The organism is Paenibacillus sp. N119s, assembly GCF_059447605.1.
In genome coordinates this window covers 1-11,502 of sequence record NZ_JCAJRU010000169.1, presented here as the reverse complement: position 1 = coordinate 11,502, position 11,502 = coordinate 1, and the positions used below count along the sequence as shown (strand labels likewise).

Annotated in this window: 11 protein-coding genes and 1 pseudogene; 2 read left to right on the top strand and 10 right to left on the bottom strand. The window is 47.5% G+C overall.

Annotated features, from left to right (window positions below):
- Positions 1 to 197: 197 nt before the first annotated feature.
- The 10 genes from ahbB to AC5V8P_RS17890 all read right to left on the bottom strand — a co-directional run bounded on the left by ahbB (position 198) and on the right by AC5V8P_RS17890 (position 9,693).
- Entirely contained in the window at positions 198 to 1,187 is a 990-nt protein-coding gene (gene ahbB / locus AC5V8P_RS17935; protein WP_064796619.1) for a siroheme decarboxylase subunit beta, read from the bottom strand.
- A gap of 18 nt (positions 1,188 to 1,205) precedes the next feature.
- Positions 1,206 to 2,207: a radical SAM/SPASM domain-containing protein gene (locus tag AC5V8P_RS17930; RefSeq protein ID WP_064796620.1), complete on the bottom strand. Its 1,002-nt coding sequence runs from the start codon at positions 2,205 to 2,207 to the stop codon at positions 1,206 to 1,208.
- A gap of 25 nt (positions 2,208 to 2,232) precedes the next feature.
- Positions 2,233 to 3,405 carry a radical SAM/SPASM domain-containing protein gene (locus AC5V8P_RS17925; protein WP_064796621.1) on the bottom strand — a complete coding sequence of 391 codons (1,173 nt, stop codon included), beginning with the start codon at positions 3,403 to 3,405 and terminating at the stop codon, positions 2,233 to 2,235.
- A 520-nt stretch (positions 3,406 to 3,925) separates the two neighbouring features.
- Positions 3,926 to 4,486 carry an NADPH-dependent FMN reductase gene (locus AC5V8P_RS17920; RefSeq protein ID WP_064796622.1) on the bottom strand — a complete coding sequence of 187 codons (561 nt, stop codon included), beginning with the start codon at positions 4,484 to 4,486 and terminating at the stop codon, positions 3,926 to 3,928.
- Positions 4,487 to 4,630: 144 nt separating this feature from the next.
- Positions 4,631 to 5,638 (bottom strand): AI-2E family transporter, encoded by a 1,008-nt coding sequence (locus tag AC5V8P_RS17915; RefSeq protein WP_063211400.1) that lies wholly within the window; start codon positions 5,636 to 5,638, stop codon positions 4,631 to 4,633.
- 55 nt (positions 5,639 to 5,693) lie between these two features.
- The gene (gene psiE / locus AC5V8P_RS17910) at positions 5,694 to 6,110 is read right to left on the bottom strand and encodes a phosphate-starvation-inducible protein PsiE (protein WP_081276789.1); all 417 of its coding nucleotides are present in this window, start codon (positions 6,108 to 6,110) and stop codon (positions 5,694 to 5,696) included.
- 86 nt (positions 6,111 to 6,196) lie between these two features.
- Positions 6,197 to 6,691, bottom strand: coding sequence for a DedA family protein (locus AC5V8P_RS17905; RefSeq protein ID WP_063211398.1), 495 nt, complete (start codon positions 6,689 to 6,691; stop codon positions 6,197 to 6,199).
- A 22-nt stretch (positions 6,692 to 6,713) separates the two neighbouring features.
- Positions 6,714 to 7,223 (bottom strand): CDP-diacylglycerol--serine O-phosphatidyltransferase, encoded by a 510-nt coding sequence (gene pssA / locus AC5V8P_RS17900; protein WP_063211396.1) that lies wholly within the window; start codon positions 7,221 to 7,223, stop codon positions 6,714 to 6,716.
- Between the two features lie 23 nt (positions 7,224 to 7,246).
- Positions 7,247 to 9,016 carry a sensor histidine kinase gene (locus AC5V8P_RS17895; protein WP_063211394.1) on the bottom strand — a complete coding sequence of 590 codons (1,770 nt, stop codon included), beginning with the start codon at positions 9,014 to 9,016 and terminating at the stop codon, positions 7,247 to 7,249.
- Positions 9,013 to 9,693, bottom strand: a complete 681-nt coding sequence (locus AC5V8P_RS17890; RefSeq protein ID WP_063211392.1) for a response regulator transcription factor — start codon at positions 9,691 to 9,693, stop codon at positions 9,013 to 9,015. Before AC5V8P_RS17890 ends, AC5V8P_RS17895 begins: the two co-directional genes overlap by 4 nt.
- 213 nt (positions 9,694 to 9,906) lie before the next feature.
- Here AC5V8P_RS17890 and AC5V8P_RS17885 point away from each other — a divergent pair, with 213 nt between their 5' ends.
- Positions 9,907 to 11,250, top strand: coding sequence for a glycoside hydrolase family 30 protein (locus AC5V8P_RS17885; protein WP_064796623.1), 1,344 nt, complete (start codon positions 9,907 to 9,909; stop codon positions 11,248 to 11,250).
- A gap of 164 nt (positions 11,251 to 11,414) precedes the next feature.
- Positions 11,415 to 11,502 (top strand): annotated as a pseudogene (locus AC5V8P_RS17880) (winged helix-turn-helix transcriptional regulator); the annotation flags it as partial.

Here is an 11,502-nt window from a genome sequence, read left to right as displayed (position 1 = left end):
AAAAAGGGCCCCGTCGACCAATTAAGGTTAGCGGCGCCTTTGCCGATGCTTTCAGACTGCACGCTCGGTACTTCCGGTCTGTGTAAAATTGTAAGCATTACGAATAAATCAATATAGTCAAAGAGCGTTAACCTGTCAACACGAAAAACGGACGCTGTCCTTGAAGAGACGGCATCCGTGTGAATATAAGAAGCGCTTTAGATCGAAAAGCTCGTTTTCTTCAATTCTTCCGTGCTGAACAGAATATCGTAATCCTTGATGTCTTCCCGCCGAACAAATTGCTCCGCAACTTTCCAAACAGACGCCTCATCGGGTCCATGAATCATGGCGTATAAATTATACGGCCAATCGGGGTGCGCCTGGCGCTTGTAGCAGTGGCTGACTTCCGAATAACCAGCCAGCCTTTTTCCTGCCTCAGGTATATGCTCCTCAGGAAGTACGCAGATGAATAGGCCATTGGCTGAAAATCCCGCTTCCCTATGCTTTAGAACGGCTCCGATTCGTTTGAGTGCTCCTCCTGCCTGCAGCGCCTGCAAGCGCAGAAACACCTCTTCCAAGCTGCAACCTGTGTTATTGGCAATCTCGGTATACGGTTCAGTTGACAACGGAAGATCTCCCTGCAGTTCGCGGATCAGCTGCAAATCCGTTATTTCTAGTTTGCACGGTTCCTGTTTGGAAGTTGCGACTCCATTCAAGTTCGGGCTGGGTGTAATGGCTGATGCATCAGCCTTTTCTTCCATATTCAAGAAGACTTTTAGTTTGAATAATTGCTCGGAGGGAAACTCATATAGCAGCGGTCCGCCCGCCGCTTCACGAATCGTTTCAATAATAGCCCCCCGTTCTTCCTCGGTCCGGGAAGTCAGCGTGAACCACATATTGAGCCTGCTGCGCCGGCGGTAGTTATGGGTTACGCCTCTATACCTGTTGACGACAGCAGCGGTCTGGTAAAAAAGCTCCTCCCTGACTGCCATCGCATACAGACAACCTCTAAATCCCAGTCCCGCCGGATTAAACACCCCGCCGATCCGCCGGATAAATCCCTCTTTCTTCAGCCTTTCAAGCCTTGGAAGCACATCTTCCTGGCACAATTCCAGTTCCTCCGCAATGGCATTCCAAGGGCGTCTGACCAGAGGAAGCCCGATTTGCAGCCGATTCAGTAGCTTCCGGTCGTTCGAATCCAGGTCCACTATTCCCACCTCCCCAGCTTACAGCGCTGCCGATCTTTTGTAACACCACGGCTCTTCGGCCATGAAATTGCCGCCGCTGTAATAGTACGATCTCGCCCGGCAGCCGCCACAAATGCCCACATCGGGACAGGAGCCGCATTCTCCTTCATATTTCTTGAAGTCCCTTAAATCCCGAAACACCGGATTGTCCCGCCATATTTCATCAAAAGGCTGCTCGCGAACATTCCCCACCTTGACCGGCAGGTACGGACAAATATGCACCTCGCCACTCGGCAGCACCGAACAATAGGAGATCCCGGCCAGACAACCGCGCGTGTACCGCATTTCCAGCCCCATGCTCTTGGCAAGCGGCATGAACTGGGGAGCGCATGTCGGTTTGATTTCAAGGGATGTTGATTTCTGTTTGGACAGAACACTGCGCAGAACCGAGTAATACCGTTCCCGCTTCAGCCCGTCTTCTTCGATATGGACGGCCCGTCCGGTCGGGACGAGAAAGAACGGGTGCAGAGAGGATACATGAAGCTCCTCGGCAAGCTGGGCAACCTGTACGAAATCATCCATATTGCCCTCAGTCAGCGTCATGTTAATCTGCACTCTCAGCCCGGCTTCCTGGGCATAACGGATGCCCTCCAATGCTTGCTGCCAGCCTTCCGGCGCATTCCTGAACCGGTTGTGATACTCAGGCGTAGCGCTGTCTATGCTGATCGCAATGCCCCCCAGACCCGCTTTTTTCAGCTCCGCAGCTTTGGCGGCGGTCAGAAGCGTGCCGTTGCTGCCAAGTGCGGGACGAAGGCCGATCGACGAGGCATACGCGATCAATTCGCAGAGATCTTCACGGATCAAGGGCTCGCCACCGCTGAATATGAGAAGCTTGAATCCGGCCTGCTTGATCTGATCAATGAGCCGGATGCCTTCCTCCGTGGTTAGCTGGTCTTCTACAGACGATGTCGGCCCCGAGTCGCGATAGCAGTGTTCGCAGTATAAATTGCATTTCTTGGTCACATTCCAGGAAACGAGCATGCGTATTCAGCCTTCCTTTCCAGTGTTATACGATTCCAATTTCACGGTCACTTAAATAACAGGATGGGTCCTCCGCCCAGAAATCACCGCTTACCGAAGCCCGGGCCCGGAAATTCCCGTTACAGATATCCAGCCAATTGCATTCTCTACAGCGTCCCTTTAGCAGCGATTTACGGTCGCGCAGGCCGACCATTAGCGGATGAGCGGCATCACGCCAAATCTCGCTGAATTTCTGCTTGCGGATATTGCCGATTTCGATATCTCTCGTGAACTGATCGGGATAGACGTTGCCGTGCCAATCCACGCAGCCGATGGCTATTCCAGAACGGTTGCCGCCGTTTCTCTGAAGCAAGCCAAGCAGTTCTGCCGCGCGCTCCGGGTCGTGCTCCATCATCCGCTGGTATAAGTAAACGCCATCCGCATGATTATCAACGGTGAGCAATTCCACCTGTTGGCCTTTGCCATGCAGGTCCATCGCTTTAGCCATAATCCGGTCAAGAGCATGCCGGGATTGTTCATGGGTAACATCCTCTTGCTGCAGAGTGCTCCCGCGGCCGGAATAGACGAGATGGTAGAAGCAGGCCCGAGGAATATTTTCCCGCTCGATCAAATCAAGGACTCCATCCAAGTCTTCATATGTATGTCTGCTGATCGTGAACCGGACCCCTACCTTCTGACCGATGGCCAAGCAGTTTCGGATACCCTGGAGCGCCTGCTTAAAGGCTCCTTTTCGCCCGCGAAATTCATCATGGCGCTCTTCCAGCCCATCCAGGCTTACACCGACATATTTAACCCCTGCTTCTTTTAGCATCTTCGCTCTGTCCATGGTAATCAATGTGCCATTGGTCGATACTACCGGCCGAAGTCCTTTGCTTGACGCATAAGAAATCAGCTCATAAATATCTTTGCGGATCAGAGGCTCTCCACCGGAAAAAAGCAGTACCGGCACCTGGAAGGCGGCCAGATTATCAATAAACCCCTTAGCTTCCTCCGTCGACATTTCATCGGGATCATGGGCAGGACAGGCATTCGCATAACAATGTTTACAGGTTAAGTTGCAAGCCCGTGTCGAATTCCATACGACGACAGGCCCTCTGCCGGCGGAAACGCCATGCGGTTTGTGTCCCGGCTTAATGGTATAACGAAGGTCATCGCCTTCTCCCTTCATACCAGTAAGTAGTTTCGTTACATTAATCATTTCCGTTCCCTCATCTCCCTATAATTAGATACCCGTTCTTTTTATCTTAAAATAACTTGTGAGAATAAGGATATGCGCTATTATCTTGCTCTTGCGCCGCATTAATGCTTGGGTCTGCAATAAGAAGAAGCGCCTGACGGCGTCTTATTAGAGCTTATGCTTCCGAAGTAGCGATATGAGTATCGCTTTTAGGTACATTTACCCGCAATGCTGCGGGTATCAAAAAGGCCGTGGCCGAAATGATTTTATCTTATAGCTGAAAAAGTGCTAGGTGGACTTTGCTATTCATGCAGAAATGGAAGCTCATATGCTAAAAACGATGGATTCCTTAAGGCCGGAGATGATGTCTTCCATGCAACGCGATATGCAGAAAAATCTACCGATTAAAGGTTTATGAGAGTTTGTTAGACACAACTAACATTTAGAAAACTGATGAACACCTGCCGTTGAATACGAAGTAGGTGGCCATCCGAAAAAAGAGTATATCCTTCTATGATGAAGGGATATACTCTGGATTTTCCTATACCTGTCCTCTGCATGCTTGCTCAAGACCCAGAAGTAATGCTTCCAGCTCCTGTCTGGTTTCAGCGTTTGTAATGATGCCTTCTTGATTCAGCTTTAATGTGATATGTGGAATAATGACCTTTCCATTTTCCACAATCTCTGCGTTGATCATTTGCAATGTGAGCAGCAGCGAAGCATGAGCCAGGTTGCCACCCATAGGGGACGGTGAGGCGCTAATGACTGCTGTGGGCTTATTTACAAATTCACCTGAAGATACGAGCCAATCCAAGGCATTTTTCAAAGCACCTGGCACACCATTCCCATATTCGGGCGTACAGATCAGCACTCCATCAGCTTGTTTCAATTGCTCCCGAAGTTCTCTTACGGAAGCTGGTCCCTCCTCTACATCCAAGTCAGGATTAAAATGGGGCAGGTTCCCCAAACCGTCATATACCGTGAATGTTATATTTTCAGAAGCCAGTCCAATAGTAGCCTTCATAAGTGCGGTATTGGAAGACTTTTGACGAAGACTCCCCGATATAGCCAATATCTTAATCTTCTGTTCCATACATATCATCTCGTTTCTTTTAACTTGATCTAATCTTGATACTCAGTGTACTACAGTCAACGCCAGGAAAATCAAAAAAATGCCTGCGGCTTCGCAGGCATTTGTGATCAAGCATCCATAATCAATATTATATTCGCATCGTGTAGTACTATATTAGGTATCCTTCTCTTGTTTGCGTTGTACCCCGATCAGGTCAAGGAAGAAAACAAACAACGGGATACCTACAATCAACCCCCACACCCCAATCAGGTGCTCAGAGAAAATCAATACAACAAAGGTGAAGAAGATCGGTAAATTGGTTTTGGATGACATCAGCTTCGGGTTCAGGAAATAGGCTTCGATCGCATGAATCACCACGATCAGAATAACCAAATAAATCACATAATTGATTCCCCCGACGCTAAACGCAATCAGACCGAGCGGGATCAGGGAAATGAACACACCCGCCACGGGCACCAATCCCAACAGGAATATAATGAGCGCGAGGCCGAGCAGATTGGGGAAACCCATAATCCAGAGAGCTGTTGTCGTCAATATACAGTTGATGAGTGAAATCAACAGTTGAGCTTCCAGCACCTTCCCGAATGTACCCAGAAACATGCGCCCAAAATGACCCACTTCCTTGAAGAACCAACCCAGCTTACTATCCGTAAACGTAGCTGTAAAGCGTGTAATATAGGACTTTTCCATCAGGAAGAACAAGCTCAAAATAATCGATACCAGCAGTTGTGTTCCCAGCTGGCTGATTTTCATTACCGCATTCCAGCCAGGCTCAAATAGCCGCTGAACATTGAGCGTGTCCATAAATTCAATAATCGTTTCATTCCATTGGTTACGGTCAGGATACATATACGCCTGCTGAATCATCAGATATACCTGCTTGACCTGTACGCTGATTAGCGGCACCATTCGGTATACTCCCCACACGATAATCAAGATCAGCAACCCATATACCAGCAGCAGCACGATCATAGGCGGCACGTTGGCGAACCGCTTGATCAGCTTGTTCACACCGTTATATATACTGCCAATCAGGATCGTAAGCAGCAGTGTTAACAAAATAATATTCATCATGCTTCTTAACATGAAGAGCAGTAAAACGATTATCGCAAGGACAGCTCCCCGCCTGACGCCTGCATGATTCATCCAGTTTCTTACCATTCGTGTTTATTCCCTCTCTCCTACTTGACTGTCACCCTTGCAATCTTCCCCGGCATTAACTTTCTCTCTTTAACAATTTACTGTTAGCAATCAATAGAGAACCTACCATGACTAGGATAGCAATGGACCACCAGAATGTATTTTGAGCATCATCATGGTCCACAATAATGAGCCTGATGACGGCTGTAATCCCAATATAGATGAAATAACGTAATGGAAAATGAAAATTGGTTTTAAAGTACTTAACGATTAATGCAATGAATTCAAAATACAAGAAAAATACAAGCAGCTCTTCCGTGAATTCATAGTAATTTTTGTCGGCTTCTGTATACAAGAACACATATGAAAATATGGACCATGTTTCTTTTAGAAGTAAGAAGCTTAGAACCAATCCGACTAAAAACAGCGAGATATTCAAGATCATTTGCAAAAAACCAGGTAACTTTTTAATATACTTCATTAATACATTCAATACAGATCCCCTCACTGGTTGTACAGGTTCTTTTATATATTATCGGTGCAATACGTGAAAAATGCTACATTACTTTTGCGGCTACCTTACTGAAAGTTTATATTCGCCCCGGCAATGTAACCAATGGAGATAAAGATCAGCGTCCATACGAGAGAACCGGCGCTGGCCACCAGCATATATTTTCGGACAGGCATCGCACTCAGCCCTGACAAATAGCTGGTTGCATGTCTGACTCCTGGAATAAAGTAACCGAACAAAATGGTCCACAATCCGAAACGCGCAAACCAGCCCTTTACCCGTGCAAACCGCTTCGGTGTCAGTCCTACCCACTTGCCGTGCTTATCTACGAGCGGCTGCCCCAGCTTTTTGCCTAGCGTGTAACTGATCATCATCCCGGTCATTGCTCCAATGAAACTCACTAATATAGATACGGAATAATTCAGTACCATGATAGAGGATAGATAGCCGACAAACACCATAATAATTTCATCAGGAACAGGCAGCCCAATAATTCCAAGGGCAAGAAGTGCAAAAATAGCGATATATCCGTATTGTGTAATCATGCTGATGGCCCATTCCATAGGAACGCCACCTCCTGACCGATTATTTTTTGAAGGACGGGAAGGGAATACGGCTAACCATCAGGAATGACAGCACTACCATGAGTGCCAGCAACAACTCCGGCTTCAAATGCTCACTCCATAAAAACACAAGGGACAAAATCACACCCGCAGCCGTTATGGGCATACCCACAAAACCTTTGCTAAAAGCCATCAGGTTGAATCTCGCCAACCTCACCGCACCGCATATCACAAACAACACAGCTACAAACGGACCTATCCAATGAGTATCACCGAGCCTGTACAGCAAGATTAGAAAGGCAGGAGCAACTCCAAATGAGACCACATCCGCCAGCGAATCAAGCTGCTTGCCAAAATCACTGGAGCAATGCAGCAGCCTGGCCAGCAAACCATCCAGTACATCCCATAAGGCAGCCACCACTACGAGGGTAAAGGCGGTCATATATTGCTCATGAATCGTAAAATACAGGGATAGGACCCCGGCCCCCAGATTTGCAAGCGTGCAAAGCGAGGGCAACCAATTCCATTTCATTTCGTTAACTCCTTTGCCATAACTTAGCCTCCGAATATAACGACAAAACGGACGCCGTCCTTGGTATTCTCCGCCTTATAGCGGAATTCATGTAAATCCAGAATCCGTTTAACAATCGACAGCCCGAGTCCTGTCCCACCTGTCTGGCGGCTACGAGACAACTCAGCCCGGTAGAAACGATTCCAGATCAGCTCTAGCTGATCGTCCGGGATGGTCTCGCCCTTATTTTCAATGGAAAACGTATTGACTTCCCCAGAACCTTCAATACGAATCGTGATGGAGCTTCCTTCCTCGGCATGCCGTATGGCGTTGACAACAAAGTTGATAATCACCTGTTCCATCCATGCTATATCGGCATGAATCGGCAGCTCATTGGCAGGAATAATGACCACTTCCAGCTTCTTCTCCTTCAACAGGTGGAAGAGCTTATCCACGACCTCCTCCACTAGCTCACTCAAGATAAAGGTCGCCTTGCGAAGCTTAAGGGTTCCGGATTCCAATTTGGCTAGGTCCAGCATATCCTTGACCAATCGCTCCATTTTGTCCGCTTCCTCAACAATGACTTTCATATAATGATCCTGCTTCCCGGCGCTAACCCCATCTTGTAGTCCTTCCGCAAATCCTTTGATGATACTTAGCGGGGTTTTCAGTTCATGAGAAGCATTGGCAAAAAAGTCTTGTTGCACAGCCTCCATCCGCTGCTTCTGTTCCATGTCCTCGACCAATTGCTGATTAGCCTCCTGAAGCTCGCGTAAAGCTGTGTCCAGGTTCTGGGACAGGGTATACATGCTGTAGGACAGACTGCCCAGCTCATCATTTTGCCGAATTGGTGTATGGGCTGTAAAATCGAGCTTGGCCATCCGCTTGGCGGTATTATTCAAAGTAATGAGCGGACGGGTTACCATTCGGGAATAGAACAGGGACAAAATCAAAATGAGTGCAAATCCGCCGATCCCCAGGTACAGATAAAACCAGCGTAAAGCCTCATTCGTCTCACTGATTTCCTGCAACGATGTCACAGTGAACAGGAGATCAATCTCGCCTGTGCTCTGACGAACAGGATGGACGATAACTGCATTGCGTACCCCTGTCCAAGGTTCCGTCCACTCTTCCTCCAACACCTCAAAATTTTTAAGCCTCCTCAGATGATCCTGGGATAAAGGAAACCATTCCTCCAGCGCACTAAACAGTAAACCTTGTCGCTGACTCCAGGTTTTCAGATCCGGCAGTACAATCTCTGTCACCGTACCGGACAACCTTACACCGTCATCTGTGCCTGTCTCTTCCGAGGTCGATCCTATTTTTTTGAAACCAAGCTTCTGTATGCCTGTTGGATAAATAAAATTGGCAGAAGAGATGCCATCGGTTCCCAGCACATCACCCTCCACAGTGACTTGATCACCAGGCTGAATCCGGGCAGCTCTCAGCTCATCTCCGTACTCATTCATAAACAAGGACAGCGATATTTTAACGATTTTACCATCAGCTTTTCTGAGATTGATATGAAACGCATCATCCAGCTTTACCTTGCCGTCCAGCGTTACAATCGCCAACTGGTTTTTATTTTGAAGCATAAAACGAGCTGCCTCACGCGAAACCCTGCCCGATCCCCAGGCCTCCTGAACATAACTTTGAGCGAAGCTTTGCAAGCGGCTTTCCACACGCCCAATCTTCTGCTGCTGATAAAAATTTTCAAAAAACAGCAACTGACTTAAAATCACCATGCCGTAAAAACACAGGAAAAATACAACCGTCATAATGAACAACTTAAAGGTAACTCCCCGTTTGTTCATTCTTCCTCCTCAAACCTGTAGCCTGTGCCAAACACCGTGCGGATATGGCGTGATTCACGTCCCAGCTTACTTCTCAGCTTTTTGATATGCGTATCAACAACTCGTGTATCCCCTTCAAAATCGATCCCCCATACCCGGTTCAGTATGGCATCCCGTGAAACAACAATGCCTTTATTATGTATAAGCAGCCGCAGCAACTCATACTCCTTTGGCGTCAGCTCAACTTCTGCCTGCTCCACCTCAAGCCGATGAGCCATCGTGTTGAGCATAGCGTTGCCGAACCGCAAAATATGCGACTCCGGCTGTACATGTCCCTCCACCCGTTTCATCAGGGCGTTCGCGCGGGCAATCAGCACCTTGGGGCTGAAAGGCTTGGTCACGTAGTCATCTGCCCCCAGCTCAAAGCCCAATATTTTATCATCATCCCCGGATTTGGCCGTTAGCAAAATAATCGGCACCCCTGAACGGCTGCGTACCTGACGGCATACTTCCCAACCATCCAGCTCAGGCATCATAATATCGAGTATGATCAGGTCCGGCTCAACCGATTCAAACCAGAGGAGCGCATCTTTTCCATTACCTGCTTCATAGACTTCCCAATTATTTTGTTTAAAATAATCCGCAATGACTTCACGAATACGTATTTCATCCTCCACGAGAAGAACTCTTTTATTCAATCGACTTCCCTCTTTCGGTCATTCTAGGACCATAGCTTATCAAAGAGATGTGTACTTTATGTGTTCTTAACACTTCTTAATCTACAAAAACTTCTCATCCGCAAATTTCACCTTGGATTAGGGCAAATTTGTCTTGGTTCAGACCATCTCTTCCCCTATGATCCTACCCTATAATATGTAGAGAAACAAAAAGCCTGAACAGGAGGGTAACATATGAGCAATCCAACCATTCAGTGGTTTTCCACTTCCCAAGCTGATGCTTGGCAATCCCTAGCCCATCATTTGACCGAAACCCAGGAGAGTGCCAACCTAACCCTTACGGGAGAAACATACCAGCTTGTAGAAGGCTTTGGCGGCTGTTTTAATGAATTGGGTTATGTGGCCCTGAATCATTTGGACAGCGAAAAACGAGCTCAGGTGCTTCATGCTCTCTTTCACCCGGAGGGCGAGCACAAATTCACAATATGCCGTCTTCCTATTGGAGCGAGTGACTACGCGCTGGAATGGTACAGTCACAATGAAACGGATGGCGACATGGAGATGAAGCACTTTTCCATTGAGCGCGATCAGCAATATCTCCTACCTTTTATCCGTGAAGCGTTACAGCTCAATCCGGACTTGAAGTTGTTCGCCTCACCCTGGAGCCCACCGACATGGATGAAATCACCCAAAGCCTACAATTACGGAACGCTGCGCTGGGAAAAGGATATTTCGAAAGCGTATGCATTATACTTTGTCAAATTTGTTCAGGCATACCGCGAGGCAGGTATTACCATTCATCAGATTCATGTTCAAAATGAAGTCATTGCCGATCAAAAATTTCCTTCCTGTGTATGGACCGGGGAGCAGCTGCGTGAATTTATTCGCGACTATTTGGGTCCTGCTTTTGAGGAGCACGGATTGGATACGGAAATTTGGCTGGGTACCATTAACGCCCCTGATCCGTGGGAGGAATTAACGAAAAAGACGTCGACCGGATTCGATGAATATGCCCACACCGTGTTGAGTGACCCTGAGGCCTACAAATATATTAAGGGGGTAGGCTACCAGTGGGCAGGCAAAAATGCCATTCAGCGCACCGTGGCCAGCTATCCTGAGCTTCGTTACATGCAAACCGAAAATGAATGCGGGAACGGAGAAAACTCTTGGGACTACGCCAAATATGTGTATAACCTGTATCAGCACTACTTCACCAATGGGGTGAACGCTTATATTTACTGGAATATGATTCTGGAGCCGAAAGGCAAGAGCACATGGGGCTGGGAGCAAAATTCGATGATCACCGTTGATCCAGCGGATCGAAAATCTCTTTTGAATCCGGAATATTACGTGATGAAGCACTTTTCTCATTTTGTATTACCTGGGGCCAGACGCATTGGAATTCGAGGTTCCTGGGCTGGAAATGCGGTTGCCTTTCAAAATACAGACGGGCAAAGAGTTCTCGTCATCGCTAACCCGTTCAAGGAATCTCGCGTGCTGAATCTGTCTGCCGGAGAAACAACACACCGTTTGGAGCTGGAGCCCGAGTCCTTTAACACCATTGTTATTTCTGCTTAACCATCGTAGATTTCTGGAATCTTCCAGCCTGGCGCACATCATCAGATTGTGATTTCAATCGATCCGTATCCAAACGTATGCTTAGTTTCCAAAATGGATGTATCTCCTTTTGCGAAACTGTCGTCATACATAGTATACTTGGAATAACTACGGACAGGAGGTCGATGAACATCACAACTGTAAAAGACCGGATTGATTTGAAGCTGATTAATTGTGATAAAGAATTGACTCTCGCAGTCATCGGTGGCAAAT